Annotated in this window: 12 protein-coding genes and 1 pseudogene; 10 read left to right on the top strand and 3 right to left on the bottom strand. The window is 67.0% G+C overall.

Annotated features, from left to right (window positions below):
* The first annotated feature begins 340 nt into the window (after nucleotides 1-340).
* Both ACFV2X_RS41775 and ACFV2X_RS41770 read left to right on the top strand, forming a co-directional pair.
* Complete coding sequence (locus tag ACFV2X_RS41775; RefSeq protein ID WP_385626542.1) at nucleotides 341-2,335, top strand: NACHT domain-containing protein; 1,995 nt, start codon at nucleotides 341-343, stop codon at nucleotides 2,333-2,335.
* Between the two features lie 20 nt (nucleotides 2,336-2,355).
* The gene (locus ACFV2X_RS41770) at nucleotides 2,356-2,664 is read left to right on the top strand and encodes a hypothetical protein (protein WP_385626541.1); all 309 of its coding nucleotides are present in this window, start codon (nucleotides 2,356-2,358) and stop codon (nucleotides 2,662-2,664) included.
* Nucleotides 2,665-2,900: 236 nt separating this feature from the next.
* Here the strand turns inward: ACFV2X_RS41770 and ACFV2X_RS41765 are convergent, their stop codons facing one another.
* A complete protein-coding gene (locus ACFV2X_RS41765; RefSeq protein WP_385626540.1) occupies nucleotides 2,901-3,917 on the bottom strand; it encodes a hypothetical protein in 1,017 nt (338 codons plus the stop codon).
* 467 nt (nucleotides 3,918-4,384) lie between these two features.
* On the opposite strand from ACFV2X_RS41765, the gene ACFV2X_RS41760 reads away from it, so the two are divergent.
* Nucleotides 4,385-4,699, top strand: coding sequence for a hypothetical protein (locus ACFV2X_RS41760; RefSeq protein ID WP_385626539.1), 315 nt, complete (start codon nucleotides 4,385-4,387; stop codon nucleotides 4,697-4,699).
* A gap of 417 nt (nucleotides 4,700-5,116) precedes the next feature.
* Nucleotides 5,117-5,422 (top strand): hypothetical protein, encoded by a 306-nt coding sequence (locus ACFV2X_RS41755; protein WP_385626538.1) that lies wholly within the window; start codon nucleotides 5,117-5,119, stop codon nucleotides 5,420-5,422.
* Nucleotides 5,423-5,876: 454 nt separating this feature from the next.
* Here the strand turns inward: ACFV2X_RS41755 and ACFV2X_RS41750 are convergent, their stop codons facing one another.
* Nucleotides 5,877-7,448, bottom strand: a complete 1,572-nt coding sequence (locus ACFV2X_RS41750; protein ID WP_385626537.1) for a PIN domain-containing protein — start codon at nucleotides 7,446-7,448, stop codon at nucleotides 5,877-5,879.
* A gap of 926 nt (nucleotides 7,449-8,374) precedes the next feature.
* Here ACFV2X_RS41750 and ACFV2X_RS41745 point away from each other — a divergent pair.
* Nucleotides 8,375-8,902 (top strand): hypothetical protein, encoded by a 528-nt coding sequence (locus tag ACFV2X_RS41745; RefSeq protein WP_385626536.1) that lies wholly within the window; start codon nucleotides 8,375-8,377, stop codon nucleotides 8,900-8,902.
* A 429-nt stretch (nucleotides 8,903-9,331) separates the two neighbouring features.
* Here ACFV2X_RS41745 and ACFV2X_RS41740 read toward each other — a convergent pair whose 3' ends face one another.
* On the bottom strand, nucleotides 9,332-9,568 hold the full coding sequence (locus ACFV2X_RS41740) for a hypothetical protein (protein ID WP_385626535.1): 237 nt from the start codon (nucleotides 9,566-9,568) through the stop codon (nucleotides 9,332-9,334).
* A gap of 384 nt (nucleotides 9,569-9,952) precedes the next feature.
* Here ACFV2X_RS41740 and ACFV2X_RS41735 point away from each other — a divergent pair, with 384 nt between their 5' ends.
* The 5 genes and pseudogenes from ACFV2X_RS41735 (at nucleotide 9,953) to ACFV2X_RS41715 (ending at nucleotide 19,884) form a co-directional block, all read left to right on the top strand.
* Nucleotides 9,953-11,005, top strand: a complete 1,053-nt coding sequence (locus tag ACFV2X_RS41735; protein WP_385626534.1) for a fatty acid desaturase family protein — start codon at nucleotides 9,953-9,955, stop codon at nucleotides 11,003-11,005.
* A gap of 569 nt (nucleotides 11,006-11,574) precedes the next feature.
* A pseudogene (locus tag ACFV2X_RS41730) lies at nucleotides 11,575-12,221 on the top strand (transposase); the annotation flags it as partial.
* Between the two features lie 118 nt (nucleotides 12,222-12,339).
* Entirely contained in the window at nucleotides 12,340-15,969 is a 3,630-nt protein-coding gene (locus tag ACFV2X_RS41725; protein ID WP_385626533.1) for an NACHT domain-containing protein, read from the top strand.
* Between the two features lie 190 nt (nucleotides 15,970-16,159).
* Complete coding sequence (locus ACFV2X_RS41720) at nucleotides 16,160-17,392, top strand: tyrosine-type recombinase/integrase (RefSeq protein ID WP_385626532.1); 1,233 nt, start codon at nucleotides 16,160-16,162, stop codon at nucleotides 17,390-17,392.
* Nucleotides 17,389-19,884: a tyrosine-type recombinase/integrase gene (locus ACFV2X_RS41715; protein ID WP_385626531.1), complete on the top strand. Its 2,496-nt coding sequence runs from the start codon at nucleotides 17,389-17,391 to the stop codon at nucleotides 19,882-19,884. Before ACFV2X_RS41720 ends, ACFV2X_RS41715 begins: the two co-directional genes overlap by 4 nt.
* Nucleotides 19,885-19,921 lie beyond the last annotated feature (37 nt).

The raw sequence follows: 19,921 nt of genomic DNA, 5'->3' as shown, positions 1-19,921 counted from the left end.
TGTGGTGATCAGGGACTCGACACCTCATGATCACCGGAAGCCGTGCCTGCCTGCTCATCAGCCTCAGACGAGCCCTATCCACACCCCGAAACCGCCTCACCCCGGACACATCGACTGAACGACGTCGCCCTGTCTCCTACAGTGCGTGACGTCTACCGTTGCGGCTGGGGACTGCCGGACGTGATCCTGCTCGCGGCGCTGCCTGAATGACGGACCTTTCTTCGCTCAATAACACGTGTGTCCGCCGGGATTGGGTGTTGGGCGGCTGGGACTGGCGGTGTGATGATGGCTGGTCATGAGGAGCCGGGGCGGGGCTGGGTGGTGGGTGGCAGGTGCAGTAGTGGCGGGCGCCGCTGCGGTCGTCATGGTGGTGGCGGTGGGGTTGGGGCAGGTGGACCCCGCCGGTGTGGTGATCGGAGGGGGGTTTGGCCTGGCCGGGCTGCTGCTGGGAGTGCAGGCCCGGCGGTGGCAGGACAGTGATGCGGCCGGTCTGGCAGACCGGCTCGCGGCCGACGTGGCCAGGGCGGAGACGGCGGCGTGGCGGGGGCTGCTGGGTGGCTCGGACCGCACCATCGACGTGCCCTTCGTCCACCGCCCGGCTCCGGCGCACGAAGCGTCCGGGGCCGCAGGGGCCGGGACGCTGCGGGAGGTGGCGGTCTACTACCGGCGGTTGCGGCCGGGGCGGATGGTGGTGACCGGCGCGCCGGGGGCGGGGAAGACGGTGCTGGCGGTGCATCTGATGCTGCTGCTCCTGCAAGACCGCGCGCCGGGTGATGCGGTGCCGGTGCGGCTGCCGCTGACTGGCTTCGACCCCGGCCGTCACAAGCCGGAGCACACTCTGGAGGAGTGGATCGCCGCTCACCTGACCGCCACCTACCAGCTGCGGCGGCGCGCGGCTACAGCCCTGGTGGCCGCGCGGAAGATCCTGCCCGTGCTGGACGGTCTGGATGAGATGGACGCCGACCCCGAACCCGGGTTCGCATCCCGGGCGGCGCGGGCGCTGGAGGCGGTCAACGCCTACCAGCAGGGCACCACCAAGGGCGGAATCGTCCTCACTTGCCGCACCATGGCGTACTCCGCGCTGGAAGCGTTGCGGGTGTGGGCCCAGGACGCCGCCCGGATCGAGCTCCAGTCCCTGGACGCCGCGACCGCCTGGGACTTCCTGACCAGCCGCGTCACCGACACTGTCCGCTGGGAAGGCGTCCTGGACGCGCTCGTCGCCAACCCCGCCGGGGCCCTGGCGCGGGGGTTGTCGACGCCGTGGCGGCTGACGCTGGCCGCCACCGTTTACGAACAACGCGACCCCGACACCGGCACCCACCCTCGCCACCCCGACGAGCTGCTCGACCCCGCCCTGAACACCCCCGAGAAGGTCCGCGACCACCTCCTGGGCCTGTTCATCCCGTCTGCCGCCCGTGCCGCGGCTGGCAGCCGCGGCCATGACCCGGCCTCCGTGCGGGCCTGGCTGACGACGCTGGCCCGCTACCTGGACCACAACGCCACCACCGGCCGCACTCTGGGCGGTCAGGCGCTGCCAAGCACCGACATACGGCTCGACCAGCTGTGGCCCCTTGCCGACTACCGCTGGATACGTGTTGCCGTCACCGCCCTCACCGTACCCGTGACACTTGCCGTTACCATCGTCGGGCTGGTGTGGAATCCACCGTTTCCGCCACTGTTGGTCCTCCTGATCGCGCCAGCGGTCCTTGCGCTGAGAGCATGGGTGAGACCGCAGATAAAGAGATCGTCTCCGATGGCGGCCCCTCACCGGCTGGCCCTCGGAGTCGCCCGCGACGTCGCGGACTCATTCATGTGGAGTTTCGTGTTTTTCGCGTTTCTCGCGCTCCTGGGGGGATTCCTGGCCGGGCTCAACGCCCAGAGTGAACTCCTTCACGGGATCGCGATAGGTTTCCTGTTCGCACCCGTCGGTGTCTATTTCAGTATCTTGGCCGAGGCCCGGTTTTGGGTCCGAGTTGTGGCCGGAACCGTGACCGGGTGCGCATTCGGTCTCTATGCCTGGCTCGGCAGCTTCTTCGAGCTGCCCGCGAACGGGCTGGGGAGCGGGCTGCGGATCGGTGTGGAGCTCGGCCTTCAGGCGGGGGTCATGGCGGGGGTCGCGTTCGGGGCCATTGCATTGTTCGTATCCGGGGAGGCCGGCCTGTGGTACGTGGCCCTGCTGCTGTCCACAAGACAGGGCTCGGGCCGGTGGTTGCCGTGGCGGCTGGCGGGATTCCTGGACTGGTGCTGCAACGCCGGGCTGATGCGGCCAGCGGGGATCGCCTACCAGTTCCGGCACCGTGAGCTCCAGGACTTTCTCGCCCGCACCGTCCCCTGATTCCACCCCCGCCCCTCGGCGTGCCGCCGCCTGGCTTCGTACACGGCAAGGAACAGCGTTTCGACAGCAGTTCGGGCGGCACCTCGGCCGCCGCTGAGACCGTCATCGAGCTGGCGCGCACCGACCTGATCCTCTGCACCGGCTGGTACAAGGACCACCCGCTCTACGACGGCCGCGCCCTGGAGCGGTTCGCCGACCGGGCCGCACTGGAACGGGCGCAGGCCGCCGGCCGCCTCTTCATCCGGGACCAGGCGGCGGAGTACCTGGCGGTCAGGGTCTGCGATTTTACCGACCGGGTCGTAGGCGATGACTCGTCCCAGCGGAGCTGATCCACTTCACCGAATCCGTGCCTGAACCGTTTTCACCCGTCGCAGACAGTCATGGGCCGATTGTGCCAACGCGTTACATGGCTCCGCGGGTTCAGGCTGTGTCGGTCTTGAGGTTGTGGAAGACGGAGACGGCACGGGTGGTGCCGTTGGCCCCTTCCCGAAACCGGTCACCCCACAGCGACGCACCGCGCCCCCAGGGCCGGTACAGCTCTGGGGGCGCGGCGCGGTGAACTGTCTCAGCCTTCGAGCGAGACGGTGAACTTCTCCGTGTCCAGGACACGCTCGGCCTTGACGAAGTTGCCGTACTTCCCTCCGGCCTTCTCGTTTTTCGCCAGCGGGACATGGCCGCGCACGCAGGGCTCGTTGCCTGTGGGCTGGCGCCCGGCGAAGTAGTAGAGCTTCCAGCCGCCCTGCTCGAACTTCGGAAGGATCTCTGCGCACAATCCGCCGTCCGTCCCGCCCTCGAAGGTGCCGGCGAAGGGGTACTCGTCGCACGAGTCATCCTCGATGTCGTCCTGCGGATAGAAGGGGATGCTGCTGCCGCCCTCGCAGGTCCGGTACCGGTTGGCTTTATGCGCGGCCTCGTCCTTGTTCCGGGTGAGCGGACTGTCCGGCGCCCCCCAGTGGTCGGCCAGCGCGACCTGGGCGTACCAGTAGGTGGCCGCCGCCTCGCCGTACTGGGAGAGCGGCAGGTCCAGCAAAGCCCGCACCTGGCTGATCACACAGCCGTAGCCGGACAGCTCCGCATCACAGCGCACCTTGAGGGGCAGCGACCAGTTGTGATCCCAGTCGCCCGGGGTGTCGCCCGGCTGGTACAGCTTGAGCGAGTACTGCGGCGTCACCATGGTCACCGTGCCGCTGGCGGGAGAGCTGGAGTAGGTGACGTGACTGCTTATGCTCTGCCCCAGAACGAGGACCTTGGTGCCCCACGCATCAGGGTTGATCATCGCGCAGGCGTTGGTGCACGACGCCGTAAGGTTGACGGCGAGACTGCTGACATGCCCCTCCGTCTTCGTGACGGTGGCAGTGAACGATTCGTTCCACCAGCCGCTGCCCGCGTCGGGCTCGGCATAGCTGCTCAGGCTGATCTCCCCGACGCCGGTCACCGCCCCGCTGCCCGGGTCGTAGAGGGTGTAGGTGATCCTCGCGTCGGAAAGGCAGTACGAATGCCGGTCCGCACGGTAGTAGCCGGGCTGCGCGGAGCACGCCCCAGCGACCGCCCGCTCCACGACAGCACGGCCGTCAGCGTCCACGCGCTTGACCTCCGTGCACGCCCTGGCGCCGCCCTTGTGACTCTTCGAGGCGGCTATCGTGGTGCAGGTCCTTCCGGGCGGGAAAGCCTGGCTTATGAACTCCTGCCGCGCTCCCGCCGCTGCCAGCTTGTGGGGATCCAGAGTCGTGAGGAGCTTTTCCTGTACGGGAAGTGTCGTTCCGGGCGGCGCCGCTGTCGCGGTTCCGGTAAGAGCGCCGGCAGCGATGGCAAGTGACGCCATCGCCATCAGACACTTTCTGGCACGCGTCATCGGGCTCCTTCATCGTGGTGGCCCTCAGTATGTTCGGACCGCCCTGGGGCATGCGGACAGCGCGAGACGCAGCCGAGAACCGGCCAGGCGGCCAGCACCATCCAATGGGGCATGGTCCAACGAGGGCAAGCGACCGTCAATGGTCCTCAACAAGCCAGCTCATGCACTAAGTTGAGCCACCGGCTAGGCCCCGCCCCGTGATGAGCCGACAGTGCGCGCGGTGGTCCGCCAGGCCGTCCGCGACGTCCGTCCTGCCCCGCCTCCGCCGCCGATCGATCCGCCGATGGATCCCGCGCTCGCCGCGCTGCGTCGTCGACGACCTCGCCGCCAGCACGCACGCGATCGGCGAGCTGATGCTCGAAGTCGTTCTGGCCTACCTGTCGGACACCGACGCGGCCGACGTCCTGGCACTACTGTGCGAGCAGATTGGCGAGCCTCTCGAGAACGGACTCGCCGCACGCGGCCACGCCCTGTTCGGGGACCGCCGCGCCCTCCACGGCACCGCCCTCTGACCGCCGCCGCTCACTGACGCCCGGCCCCTGCTATGAGGCACACAGCCCGTTTCCCCAGGTGGGCGGGGTGCGATATGAGGGATGTGAGGTGCGTGAGGCGAGGCCTTGATGCTCTCCTGGTCGTGCCGCTCGCCGTGGTGTGCAGCAGCGTGCTGCTCGTGGTCCAGGTGGTGGTCGTTGGGCGGCAGCACGGTGGTGTCTTGAGACCATCGCGGCATTTGCATGGGGTCTCGTTGGCGACGTAGGAAGCCGCGTCCTGGCCACCGGGAGCGGTGGGTGAGGAGATCGGGCAGATCGGACCGGAGAGTTCCTGGTGTTGTTTTGGCCGGTACGCGGCTAAAGGGAACGCAGAGTGATGCGTCAGGCTAAATCCGCAGCTGTCACTTTGCAGCCTGCCTCTACCACTGGGGGAAGAACATGAAGAGCACTCTCAAATCGTTACTTGTCACTGCGGCCGTGGCGGCCGCCGTAGGGATCGCGCCCGCCACCGCGAACGCCACTGCCGCCTGGTCGTGCTCCTCCATCGGAGTTGTGTACATGAGCTTCGTGGATGGCACTCCCGTGCACGCGACGCCCTCGGGCGGCTCTGCGGTCATCGCCACCATCTCCGACGATTACCGTGCGGTCGACCAGTCATGCATCAGCAACGCCGGCCTCCAGTGGTGGCGTATAGGGGTAAGCTCCAACAACGGCTACGTCTACGACGGTTACCGGATCGGCTAACCGGCTGCCACACGACATCACGGCGCTGCAGCGGGCCGTGGGGTGCAGCGCCGTGGCGTCCAGCCGGGTGACCAGGATCAGGAGACGGCTTTGAGGGCCTGGCGCCGCTTGGCGTCTTCCCGGCGCCGACGCTTTCGCTCCGGCGACCGGCCCCGCCGCCAAGGACCCGGTCGCCCGCACCGAGGCCGCGTCCACGTCGTACAGCGCGGCGATACCGTCCACCAGACGCAGGTACTGAGCATGACCGACCCCGAAGCCCTCGGGCAGGCCACCGGCGTCTCTTGACTACGGCAGTACACGCCACAGGCCCCGGGGGAGAGATATCCCCGGGGCCCGGCGTGTGAGTCATGCTGTTCAACGACCACGCGGCGTCCGCATCACGTGGTAGCCGATGGCTGCGGGACGGTAATGCCCGTCTTGTTATTCACCATGGTCGCCACCGTCGGCATCTGGTTCATCCCTTGGGTACGTCTTCAACGTCACCTGAGGATGCCATCTGCTCTGCATCGGCATCAGGCGCATCGTGACCAGCAGTCGGTTGCGGCGCCGTGGTGGCGTTGTCGAGCTTCGGCATGGATTCGGCGAGCTCGGCGAGCCGCTGGGCGAATTGTGTCATTGGGGTGTCCATCAGAGCCTGTAGCGCCGCCGGATTTTCGGCGAGCTGCCGGGCGAATCTCGCCGGGGGGGCGAACAGGGCCTGAAGCGCTGCTTGATTTTCGGCGAGCTGCCGGGCGAGTTTGTGCGCCGGGGTGTCGAACAGGGCTTGTAGCGCGGCTCGGTCTGAGGCGAGTTTCTGAGCGAATCGTGTCGCCGGGGTGTCGATCAAGGCTTGCAGCGCTGCCCTGTCAGCAGCCAGCTTTCGAGCCAGCTGGTTGGTGGCCAGGTTGAGCTCACGCATGGAAGGCGGCAGCTGTTCGGTGACCAAGCGTTCCACAGGGGACTGCATGGCGAGGAGATTCTGCTTCATATCTGCGGCAACGCCAGTGACTCGCTTCTTGAGGCCCTGCAGAATCCTCATGCACGGTTCGTCGTCAGTGTCCGGTGGCGAGGGCTCTTCTGTTGCGAGAAGAGTTGGTGTCTCATCGCCCTCGGTTGTAGAGAAGAGGACCTTCATGTGCCACACGCAGGCGATGTAGCGGGCGCTTGCTTCCTCTCCGTTGAGGGCGAGACCGTACAGCAGCCAGCCGGCCTTGGCCGTGTACCAGACCTCGCCTTCAATCTCGTGTCCCGTCACGTCCGTGACGCTGAGGAGATCGACCTCGGGTGAGGCGAGCCACTCATGCCACTCCACCCCGACGCCGGCGGTCCCCAAGCCGGCGAATCCGGTGGGGGAGATGAGAACCTCTACGGCTGTCTGAGAAACCCGCTCCCGCACAGGCAGTGACCTCAGGAGCTCACCTGCGGCGGCCTCCGCGTCCGTCCCGGACACCTCTTTGGTGAACTGGGAGACGACCTGGTCGAAGTCCTGCAGAAAGGTGAGCCGGTGTTCCATGCCGCGGATGTCCTCGTTCATCGGGTACGGGTAGCCGGTCCCGTCGGTGAAATCCGTGCTGTTGTTCGTGACGAGGTGGACGTGTTGGTCCGGGTTCTGTTCGAGGAATTCCAGGACGGAGAACCAGATCGCCGCATCGCGGCCGCCCTCGGAGTGGGCCTTGCCTCGCTTCGTCGGAGGCAGGGCCATCGCCTCCCGCTGGAACGCCCTGCGGATGACTCCGTCGCTGGTCTCGATCACCTCGAAGATCTCTCCGTAGACCTCCCGCCAGTGATCCAGGAAGCGCTCCAGGTCCAGCGGTTCCAGCGAGTTTTCCGGCTCCCAGGGAAGGATGTCTCGCAGCTTCGCCAGGGTGTTCAGGACAGCCTGGTGCTTGACCGGGTAGAGGTGCGCCTGGTGGGCGGCCATCTCCTCCAACACCATCCACGGCACAGCCACTCTGTGATGGCGCGATTGCCGCAACTTCCGGATGATGTCTGCACGCGGTCCTTCAGGCGGCAGAAGGTTTACCGCGTTCGTATCAAAGATGATCAACCAGGCCTCCCCGTCTCAAAGAGGAGGCAGTATCTCAATCTTCGTCAACCCGTGGCCGACTCACACGCATAGCCACGGGCTCCGACGGCTACGCTGCCGCCCACCCGAGTCCGAGATCGGCGAGTGCCTGGAGCTTGGCGGTGGTGAGCTTGCCGCCCGGGCGGCAAGGATGACGCCGCCAGGGCCGCGCTGGGGCCGCCCACTTGCCCGCTCCAGCTGCGCGCCGAGCAGCCTTGCTGCGGCCAGAGCCGCGCCCGGCCCGCCACATGGCCCGGAGGAGGAGCAGCCAGGATCCCAGTGCCTACACGCACTCCAGTGCTATGCCGCTGGAGCTGGTACGTCAACTTCGAGCAGCCCACCCACCGCACGCCGGTCGGGTTCGACACCTTCGACCTGACTGTGCACCTGGTCGTCGATCCTGACCAGTGGAAGGACGAAGACGAGTATGCCCACGTGCGGCGGCTCGGCATCGTCTCCGACACCGAGCACCAGGCCGTGCACACCGCCCGCGCCCAGGTCCTCGCGATGATCGAGGAGCGCTCCGGCCCGTTCGCCGACGCCGCCGTCTGGTCGGCCTGGCGGTGGGACCCGGCTGGCCCGCGCTGCGTCTTCCGCAGCCCGCGACGGCCGCGCAGAGGGTTGCACCGGCAGGCGGCTGAACCGTTGGCCGGACGGTTGCCTCCAGCGGGGGACCGAAGGTGCGACCGGAGGTGGGAGCCCCTCAAATCAGACACTGACTGTTCTCGCAGGTCAGTCCAGGCGGGCAAGCCGTCCGGAGACGACGACACCTCTTCTCCACGCGATAGCCGAAAGGAAGAGGCCAGGTTCAAGGCAGATGCAGCGGCCGGAGGGCGTCTTGTCCGTCATCGCAACCAGCCGGAAGGATCAGGCGGAACACCGACCATCACCACCGAGGGGAAGACACGGTGAGCAACTCGCTGCTGGAACCGGACGGCTGGCTCGTACTGGGGCTGCCCTGGCCAGCGGAGACCCGCGACGGCTGGGGTGAGTGTGCCCTGGCCATCGCCCCGCAGATGATCCCCCGCAGTCTCGTCAGCAAGGGCGCCGGCATCGCGCTCGACCTCGCGGGCGCGCTGGCCCGCGAGCCCGCCGACGGGCCGGGGAAGGCGGTCTTCTTCTCCGACGTCACCCTCTGGCTCGACAAGCAGGGAAAGGACTGGGCGGACCTGGGCATCGACTATGAGGCCGCCATCGACGAGCTCGTCAACGCGCCGGTCCCGCAGCTCTACCTGACGCTGATGCAGAAGGCCCACGCCATCCTGTGCGACGCCAGCCGCCAGGGCCTGCGCCTGTACTATCCGAACGGCGACGTCGAACACGTCACCCCGCAGGTCCGCCGCGACGTCCACGTCGCCATCACAACGAGCCTGGAGCGGGACTGGCCGCTCTACATCCAGGGCCTCATAGACCGCGGCGCCCTCCAGACCCAGTAGTAGCCCTGTGCCGCACATTCGGCGGGCTCGGCCTTCACCGTGAAGGACGGGCCCGCCGCTGTTTGCGCCGACTCTGCCCACAGAGGAGCGGCCGTAAAAAGCGAACAAGACGATCCGCCGGCACTCCGAGCCAGACCATGCACTCGCGCTCTTCCACAGCTGCGCCTACGTGACGCACTGCCGCTGCCACAAGCCGATGTCGGCCCGGGCCTCCGCCCGACTCCGGCCTGCCAGGGCTCCGCGCCGGCGTACCGGCCTTCTGCCTCGGCCCGGGTATTGGCAGCGAGGGCGCGCAGGTCCTTCTGCAGTCCCTGCCGCCGGGCCGTGTCCATGGCATGGCGCTTCTCGTCAGTGATCTCAGTGGGGTACCTGTCGCTCACCGCCCCACATTGGACGGCCGCACCCGCCGATGGCCATACCTCAAGGTCGTCACTGTTCGGGCAGCTTGCGGCGGAGACTGCCCATCGACTTCTTCACGTCTTCGAACTGGTCACCAAGAACCCGCATGCGCCACTGCATGTGTTCCATCCGTGCGGACATCGCCAGCGTGGCGAACGTCTGTGCCAACTCCGCCGCCCCCGCGCGCCCCTCCTGAGCCTTCTTCGCCCAGCCGAGCGCCATCTTCTCGTACCCGATAGCACGCTTGGATGCTTCGCTCTCGGTCATCTCCAGCCCCCTCCTATGGACAACAGGATGCCCCTCCACGCCACCGAAGTGAGCTCATCGGCCGGGTCGGTGGCAGGGCTCCCCGCGCGAAAGCCAGGTCGTCCAGCAGGATCTCTTCCAATTCTCCGTCCCACACCCCCTGCAGCAGGAGCATGGTGGTCTCCAGCCGTTCGTAGATCACCAGGCTCTCGGGGCGGCATGACCCGGGTGCTCCGGTGCGGTGGTCGTCTGGAGGCCGGGGCAGAGGTGTCGCTAACCCCCTTCGGGATCCTAGGGCTGGCCCCCGTGCCGCCGGGGTGTTGACGCCATGGCGCCGCATGGCCCCCGATCCGTACGTTTAAGCAGGTCAGAGCATTGCTGACCGATTCAGGACCGGAGCCCTCCATGTCTCAGACCACCGCGCGGTCTGTGTTCACCGCACCCGTCGGCGCCACAGCGCAGCAGGGGAGTGAGTTCACTCCCCTGCTGCGGAAGGTCAGGGGTCAGGGGCTGCTGGAGCGTCGCAAGGGCTGGTACGCGCGGATGATCACCGTGAACCTCCTCGCCCTGGCCGCCGTGCTGACAGGGTTCGTCCTCGCCGGGGACACCTGGTGGACGCTGCTGCTCGCCGCGCCGCTCGCCATCCTGTCCGCCCGCACCGCCTACGTCGGCCACGACGCCGGGCACGCCCAGATCGCCGTCGGCCGCCGGGCGAACCGCACCATCGGACTCCTCCACGGCAATCTGCTCCTGGGCATGAGCTACGCGTGGTGGAACGACAAGCACAACCGGCACCACGCCAACCCCAACCACATCGAGAAGGACCCGGACGTCGGCGCCGGCGCACTCGTGTGGACCGCGGAGCAGGCCGCTGTGCGACGCGGATTCGCCCGCTGGGTCACCCGTCACCAGGCCTGGCTGTTCTTCCCGATGCTGCTGCTCGAAGGCATCGCCCTGAAGGTGAGCAGTGTCCGGGACCTGCGGCGGCAGCCAGTGCGCGAGCGGGCCGTCGAGGGCGCGCTGCTGGCGCTGCACGCGGCCGGTTATGGCGCCTTGCTGCTCACCTGCCTGCCAGTAGGCAAGGCCGTCGCGTTCGCACTGCTCCATCAGGCGCTCTTCGGGCTCCACCTGGGAATGGCCTTCGCTCCTAATCACAAGGGCATGGACATGCCCGACCCGGCGGGCGAGCGCTGGGGCCATCTGCGCCGCCAGGTCCTGACCTCGCGGAACGTCCGGGGCGGGCCGGTCACGGACTGGTTTCTCGGCGGGCTGAACTACCAGATCGAGCACCACCTCTTCCCGAACATGCCCAGGCCCCACCTCAGGCTCGTACAGCCTCTGGTCCGGGAACACTGCCGCAACCTCGGGCTCCCGTACGCCGAGACCGGGCTGATCGACTCGTACCGGCAGGGGCTGCGGCACATGCACACGGTCGGCGATGCGGCCCGGCCAGAATGAGAGCGCATCGGCTGCAGCCACGGGGGTTGGTCCGGGCTAACGTCCGCCAGCCTCGCCGTGTGGTGGCTGATCCACCCGGTGTGCATCTTCCGGTACAGGGCTGGGCCATGAACGGAGATGATTGCCAGGTCGGGAATATATCGCGGCCACCAGCACCGGCTTCACCCAGAACGCCATGACACAGGCCGCCTTTGACCCGGCACAGATCCTGGCTGCGGTCCGCCTCATCGACCAGCTGCGAACCAAGGGCCCGCAGGGGCCGGTGTGGTGGCGCTTCGGTTGCACGGCGTGGCAGTCCCTGAACGATGCCTTGACCAACACCGACACACGCCGAGTACTTCGCCCGCAGCGACGCCCGCCGGGCCGCATGGGAGGCCCAGCGCCAACGGGAGTGGGAGGAGACCCGTCGCGAATTGGAAGAGCGGCTGGCGGCCCACTGGCCGTGCCCCTCATGCGGCAGGAACGTCGACCCCGAACACACCGACACCGACGGCTGCCAGTCGGACTGTGCCCGCTGTGCGAGCGGGCCCGCCAGCCCCATGCCGGTCGCCGCGACCGTCGCATACCTCGATGCCGGATACGACGCCCCGCGCATGGCCTACCTCCTGAACGGGCTACCGGCGAAGGTCCTCGGGCGGATGCGCTCCGACCGGGTGACGTGCAAGCGGGTCCCGGTGCTATCGATCTCCCCGCCGCAGGGCGGGCGCCCGCCCAAGTACGGCAAGGAGTTCCGCTTCGCACGGCCGGCGACATGGGGCGATCCGGACGGGGCGACGATGCAGGTCACCAACGGGTACGGGACCGTTCGTGCGATGGCCTGGGACCGCATCCACCCGACCACCCGCTCCGCATCGATCGACCGGAGCGGCGAAATGCCCATGACCGAAGGACGTTGATCCGCCAGGAGGTCGATCCGCTGCCCGGCGGCAACAACCTGTCGCCGCTCTGGCTGTAGTCGTCCGCCACCGGCCTGAGCAGCGAGGACGTCGACGTGTGCTGGCAGACGTTCTTGCAGAGGTTCGACCTGGAGCACACATTCCGGCTGATGAAGCAGACGTTGGGGTGGACCTGCCCGAAGCTCCGCGCCGGTCCGATAAGCATCGCCGATCCATCGGCTGGCAAGTCCCACCGTATGCCCGAAACCGACCCTCTGGCACGCCCGAGCAGCTGTCCCGCAGCCGCCGGGACAGCTGCCCCAGCCGTGTGCGAAGCGGGCAGCCAAGGGGAAGCACGGGAGCCCAGCGGGCGCGCTCTGAGTCCGTGAACTGTTGTCACAGGCAGCCTCTAGGCTGGAACATCCGTACATTTTATGGGTACTTGGGTGGGGGAGCAGCGTGGCCGATGCCAATGCGGGTCAGGGCAATTACCTTTACGAGCGGCTGACGGAGAAGACGTTCCAGCGACTGTGCGCTGCACTGCTCACGCACGTCTACCCCGACACCCGCTGCTATCCGGTGGGGCACTCCGACGGCGGACGGGACATGACCCGCACTGAGGCTGGTGACGGGATGGTCGTCTACCAGGTGAAGTGGACCAGCAAACCCCTGCAGAATCCGGTGGCCTGGCTGAGCAGCGCTGTGGCCGAGGAAGCGGACAATATCCGCCGACTGGTGGCCGACGGCGCGACCACGTACATCCTGATGACGTCGGTGGCGGGCACAGCCGTTCCGGGCCGGGGAACAATGGACCGTCTGGACGCCGAACTGGCCCGGCACTCCCATGACTTCAGTATCCCCATGCGGGTGTGGTGGCGCTCCGACATCGACGCGCGTGTGGACGCCGCTCCCACGGAGCTGAAGTGGGCCTACTCCGACATGCTGGCCGGCCATGACCTGGTGCGGTACTTCATCCACGGCGCCGAAGCCGCAGCCCACGACCACGCACTGCGGACGCTGGTGATGAAAGTGATCGCCGCCCAGTGGGAGGAAGACGCCAAGGTCAAGTTCAAGCAGGTTGAACTGACCACACACAACCTGGACGACCTGTTCATCGACGTCGAAGCCCTCCGAGTGTCCAACCCGCAAAATTTGCGCGGGCTGCCCGAACAACTGGAGTTCGGGCAGGACCCCGACGAATTGGCTGGTGCCGCCCAGTACCTGCTGCGCGCCCGCCGCCCCTTCACCCTGGTCCGCGGGGAACCTGGCCAGGGTAAGTCCACTCTGAGCCAGTACGTATGCCAGCGCCACCGTGCCGTCTATCTGAACGAGGCCGACGGCACCGTCAGCCAGGCCACGCATGACCTCATGGCCAATCCGCGTATCTCCTTGCGTATCGACCTGCGCGACTACGCGGCCTGGCTGGCAGGACAGGATCCCTTCGGTGATGACGAGGGAACCGCCAGGAAACGTCTGCGCGCGGACGGACAACTCGAGCACTTCCTCGCCGTCTTCCTCATGGCCCGTAGCGGGGGCATGCCCGCCGACACCGCCGTCGTGCACGATCTCCTGGCCAGGCTGCCCGTCCTGCTGGTCCTCGACGGACTCGACGAAGTAGCCCGCAGCAGTACGCGCAAACGTGTCGTCGACGAGATCGATACCTTCACCGCACGGCTGCGCACTGCACTCAGCGCCCAGGTGATCGTCACCACCCGGCCCAACGCAGCCGAGCTGGCTGAACCGTCCGCCGCGCTGTTTGAAACCATCGCCCTGAGACGCCTCAGCCCCGAGCTGCGCAGCACCTACCTGAGTAAATGGGCACGTGCCCGGGGCATATCGGGCTCGGACCTTGCCGACTTGGAGCGCACGTTCAAACACCGCTCCGCAGAGCCGCATATCGCCCAGCTCGCCGACAACCCCATGCAGCTGACGATCCTGCTGTACCTCATGCAGCGACGCGCCAACTCGGTGCCCAACAGCCGGACCGCGCTCTACACCTCCTACATGGAGACCTTCTTGGACCGGGAGGCGGAAAAGACACCGACTGTGCACGAGCACCGCGCCGACCTGGAGGAGGTGACCTCGTATCTGGGATGGCATCTGCAGGCACGCGCCGAGGCCGAAAGCGGCAACGGCCAGATGCCCACCCGGGAGCTGCAGAAGGCCATCATGATCTACCTCTTCGATGTGCAAAAGGACGAGTCGATGTTCAGCGACTTGTTCACTGCCGTCACCGACCGGGTCTGGGCCCTGACCAGCAAGATGCAGGGAACCTTCGAGTTCGACGTGCAGCCGCTGCGAGAATACTTCGCAGCCCGCTACCTCTACGAGTACGCTGGCGCCGACCAGCGCGGTTTTGACACCGGAGTTGTCCTGCGCAACATGGTCAGGCGCGGATACTGGCTCAACACCCTGCGCTTTTACGCGGGATTCGCCAGCCCCAACGAACTCGGCGGCATGGTCGAGGTGCTGGAAGAGGAACGCGACGCCCGCCTGCATCCCAGCCAGGTCCGCACTGCTGCCTGGAGCTTGATGGCCGATGGCGTATTCATCGGCCGGATGCGCTCCCAGAACCGGGCGGCCGAACTCTTCCTCGACGACCTGAGTGTCCGCCTCATCCACCACGGTCTGACCCGCACCGGAGAGCTGCCCGATGTCGCCGGCGACCGCGGCGGACACCACCTGGCAGCCGAACTGAGAGCGCTTGTAGCCAAGGAACCCGCCTCCCGGGCAACCGCTGAACGTATCCGGCTCGCATGGCACCTGGACGACCCCGCGGCCTTCGACGCATGGTGGCAGACACGCATGCTCGCCGCGGCCAGCACCAACAGCGAGCGCACCTGGCTGGACATCGCCTCAGCCAGCCAGAGCCTGCACCGCACCAGCGCCGCGGTGCTGAACCATCTCGCCCTGGCGGGCACGGACACGGTGGTGGCGGCCCTCGCTGCTGGCGCCGTCCCGGAAGCCGGCTCCCCGACAGAACAGAAAATGCTCCAAGCAGTCCTCGACGGCCACGCCAGCGACATCACGAACCCCGTCCCCGGATACGCAGGCGATCTGCTGCGCGTGCTGCGGCCCGAATACTTCGTGGGCAAAGGCTCAACCCCGCAGGAAGACATGGCCGATAGGGGCGGACCCCGGAACCCCACCCACAGCCGGCCGGTGGTGTTCCGGCGCCTGCGCGAAAGGGATGCACGTCTGGGCCTCCTGCAGCAGGCGTCGAAGGCCACCCGGGGGCAAGCCGCCACGACCTCGATCTGGGGGAACACTGCCCGTGCCGTCAGCGAGTTGTTCGGGCCGTGCTGGCTGGCCGCCGAGATCGCCGTCATCGGCGCTGCCACCGATCCCCATAGGTTTCTGACCGGCGGTGACCTCACCCGTGGCTCGGAGTGCTTCGGCTCCCGACCGGACTACGGACGCCTGCTGCAGGAAGTACGCCACAACCGCGCGAACGGCCCTTGGTGGACGGACACGTTCACCACCTACGCGGACCCGCTGTCGCGTGCCGTCTGGGTGCTGGCGCTGCTCAACACCGCCGATCAGGATGTCGTCTTCGAACATCTCGAGCATGTGGACGACGCGATCAGCAAGCTGCCTGACGAGAGGCTGTCCGCACTGCGCATGAGCTCCAGCCGCCTGGGGGCTTCACCCCTCGGCCGAAGTCTGCCGGAAAGGATACTGGCCACCGCGGCCGACCGCAGCCTGGCCACCGTCAACCTCCTCACCCATTACGCCCACGACCGTCGGGCGCTGTCCGTTCTGGACGAATCGACACTGACAGACATGGCTCGCTACGGCAGCGCCGCCTGGCCCGCCCTGCGTGCCTTGTCCGACCGGATGAAAGCAACCCCCTCACCGGCCCTCCTGGAAGGCCTGAAAGCCTACGGCCCGCACGACCTCACACACGTCGCCTTCCTCACCAGCCAACCCGACACCGCTGCATCCATTCTTGATGCCCCGTTCGACTACCCCATGGGCTGGGTCCTCGCCGCCGCCAAAGAAACCGAACGATCAGCTCTGCAGTCCGACACCCCCTACCTCCACGACGTGGCCCGCGCCCAGAAGTGGTTCGCGTCCCACGACGGTTGACCCGTCCGGTGGCGATGACACCATCCCAGGGGCAAGCCAGACCCGTTCAACCGCAAGAACATCCACCCCCATAACCACTTCGGTGAGTTGACTGAACTAGTGAGGAAAAAGTGGCAGGTCAGGTGGGGTCCTGCTAGCTTCCCAGGCTATGCCTGAACCAGCACTCCCTGAGAGGGACTTGGCGGCTTTTGTGCTGCCTGAGATTGGTCGGTTAGTTGAAACGGGAGATCCGTGGGAGCCGTACCGGCTGCTCGGCCCGGAGGGCGAGCGCATCGAGGCGACCGCCGTGTACTTCGCAGACCTGCAGGCTCGGGGACTGCCGATGACGACGATCCGGTCGTACGCCTTGGACTTGCTGCGGTGGTGGCGGTTCCTGTGGGCCCTGGATGTGCAATGGGACCGCGCGACCAGGGTGGAAGCGCGGGACTTCGCCCGCTGGATGCAGATCGCCGACAAGCCGGTTCGCGTTCATTGGCGACTCAAGCAACGTGGGATCACGACCCCCAGCCCTCCGTCGGCGACGAGGCCAGAACCCGGTACGCCGAATCCCATCACCGGCAAGCCGTCACCGGGAACGAAGTATGCGCCCACCACCCGGGCGCATGCGGAGACGGTGCTGCGGGGCTTCTACGACTTCCACCTGGATGAGGGCACGGGCCCGATCATCAATCCCTTCCCCTTGGATCGGTCACACCATGGGCGTCGGGGCCATGCCCATCACAATCCTCGGGAGCCGTTCCGGGGTGAGCGACGGGGCCGCTACCGGCCGAAAGTCCCCGACCGCATCCCGCGACGGGTGCCGGATGAGATGTTCGACCAGCTCTTCGCGGGACTGAAGTATCACCGCGATCGAGCCCTGCTGGCGTTCTGGGTTTCCACCGGGGCCCGCGCCGACGAACTGCTGACCACGAGGCAGGCCGACCCGCTGCCGGGCGAACAGCTCATCGGAGTCGTCCGCAAGGGCAGCCGCGACTACCAGCAGCTTCCCGTCTCTGTCGACGCCTTCGTCTGGCTCCGCCTCTACCAGGAGGAGGCATGGCGGCGAGGGCTTCCTCGCGGCCGGCGGGAGCCGCTGTGGTGGACTCTGCGACGTCCCTGGCGGCCGCTGGAGTATCACGCCGCGCGGGCGATGTTCTTTCGCGCGAACGAGCTCTTGGGCTCGAACTGGACGCTTCACGATCTTCGGCACACCGCGTCCTACCGCATGGCTCAGGACCCGCAGATGCCCCTCGTCAATGTGCAATGGGTCCTTGGCCACCAGAGCCTGAGCACCACTCAGCGGTATCTCAACCCGAGCCAGGAAGAAGTCGTCCGCAGCGTCCTTGCCCACTTCGAGCGCCGTCAGCAGAAGCCGACTCCTCCGCCGCCAGCACCGGGCTACAACCCCGAGTCCCTGAGCGTCCTGTTCGGAGGCCGTTCATGACGACGGCCACCGCGCACACCACACGCCCGGACCCGGTGGCCATCACCGACATGACCGGGGAAGCCCAGGCTGCGCTGTTGCAGCAGTTCCCGCCGCGGAAACCAGCTGCCTGCTGGCCAGCGACGACCTGGTCCCGCGAGGAGATCATCGACCGCATGCCGCTGCCTCGCCGAGGCCAGGACGGCAGCCATAAGTGGTCGACTCGGCGGCGCGGAGCGGTCGCCATCTTGACCTGGCTGGAAAACTTCCCCGGCTCCACCTGGCAGGAACGCTGGCAGGCCAGTCCGGCCCCGAGTCTGGATCCGGCCGAGTGGATGTCCACCGGCACCGCTTGGACGGACCGTCAGGGCCGTCCGGTTTCCAGCGCCAAGCGGTCTGAGCTGGCTTCGGGCAAGCTCATTCTGTTCGCGTACGACATCATCCGCCCGGAACTCCCGTGGCTCGTCGCGATGCGGCCGTCGCTGCACCTGCGCACCGCGGTCGCCGACCACCGCGATCCCGAGGGCTTCGCCAAGCTCGCCGGTCTCCTGGGCGAAGAGGTCTGGGCTTCGACCAATGCCGCGACTGCGCAGAGCCAGATCATCCGCATCATGATCGCCAAGGGCGGCGGCATCGACGACATCACGGTCGGCGACTGCCTCGAACTCCGGCTGATCGAGCACGACGTCCGTCACAAAGGCTCTGTCCACACCCACTTCTACAGCTGGCTTCGCCAACTGGGGATCTTTCCCGAGGACGCACCGGTGAGCCTGCGTCTGCGCAACCTCCGACCGGGCCAGCTGACCGTCGAGCAACTCGTGGACCGCTTCCGACTGCGTAGCCGTCCCGTCCGCAACCTGATCGTCGACTACCTCAAGGAACGACAGCCCAGCGTCGACTACAGCACTTTGCAAAACCTCTCCCGGGCGCTGGCCCACAACTTCTGGGCCGACCTGGAACGCCACCACCCGGGGATCGACTCCATCGACCTGCCAGCTGACGTCGCCACCGCCTGGAAGGAGCGCTTCCGCACCATCACCAAGCACAGAAAACAACCCGACGGCAGCGTCATTGAGAGCACCAAGCCGAGGATCTCCTACATCTCGGTCCTGATGCTCATCCGCGCGTTCTACCTCGACCTCGCACAATGGGCCGCGGAGGATCCCGCCCGCTGGGGCCCCTGGGCCGTCCGCTGCCCCATCAGCGCGGACGAGACCCGGACGGCCAAGCACGAAAAGCAGCGACAGTCACGATCCCGGAGACGGACGCGCGAGCGGCTTCCAGTGCTGCCCACCTTGGTCGACTTCGTCACCAAGCGCCTCCACGATGCACGAGCACGGCTGGAAGCCCTGCAACAGGCCGAACCAGGTGAGGAGTTCACCGTCCTCGGCGAGACGTTCATCAAGCCGAAGTCGTCGGCCGCACGGATCACGCGGTTCACCCGATCAGCCTGGGACCAGCAAGGACGCCGCCGAAACCTCACCCAAGACGAGCACCGAGCCTTCTGGGCCTGGGCCGCAGTGGAGTTCCTCCGCCACACCGGCGTCCGCATCGAGGAAATGCTCGAAATCAGCCATCACAGCATCACGCAATACCAACTCCCCAGCACCGGAGAGATCGTCCCGCTGCTGCAGATCGCGCCCTCGAAGACCGACGAGGAGCGAGCACTGCTCGTCAGCCCCGAACTCGCCGACGTCCTGAGCACGATTGTCTGGCGCGTTCGTGACCGCACCGGAGCAATTCCCCTGGTCGCATCGTTCGATGACCGGGAGAGGCTCTGGAACCCACCCCTGCCGTTGCTATTCCAATGGGAATCCGCAGGCCGCCGCTGGCCCGTCTCACCGGCCAGCATCCGCAAGGCCCTCAACGAAGCCTTGCTCGCTACCGGCTTGATCGACGAGAACGGCAAGCCCCTGTGCTTCCAGCCGCACGACTTTCGCCGGATCTTCGTCACCGACGCCATCGCCAACGGCATGCCCCCGCACATCGCCCAGATCATCTGCGGCCACAAGGACATCAACACCACGATGGGCTACAACGCGATCTACCCCCACGATGCGATCGAAGCCCATCGAGCCTTCATCGCCCGCCGTCGGGCCCTGCGGCCGGCGGAGGAATACCGGACGCCCACCACCGAAGAGTGGGACCAGTTCCTCGGGCACTTCGAGAAGCGGAAGCTCTCGATCGGCATCTGCGGACGCGCATTCGGAACTCCCTGCATCCACGAGCACGCCTGCATCCGCTGCTCCTTGCTCCGCCCCGACCCTGCCCAGCGTGCCCGCCTGACGGAGATCCGCGACAACCTTCTCGCCCGGATCACCGAAGCCGAACGCGAAGGATGGCTGGGCGAGATCGAAGGACTCGAGGTCAGCCTCGCCGGCGCCCAGGACAAGCTCGCCCAGCTCGACGCGGAGAAGACTCGTCAGCGCACCATCGACCTCGGCATGCCCACGTTCTCCAACCTGGCAGGACGCACAGGATCCAGCCCACAGCCGGGCTTTTCTCCGCGTTGACCAGTCGCCCTGTGACGGGCCGATATGCAGTTCGGAG

This window comes from Streptomyces sp. NPDC059679, from assembly GCF_042734105.1.
Lineage (GTDB): Bacteria > Actinomycetota > Actinomycetes > Streptomycetales > Streptomycetaceae > Streptomyces.
This window is presented reverse-complemented; position numbering and strand designations above follow the sequence as displayed.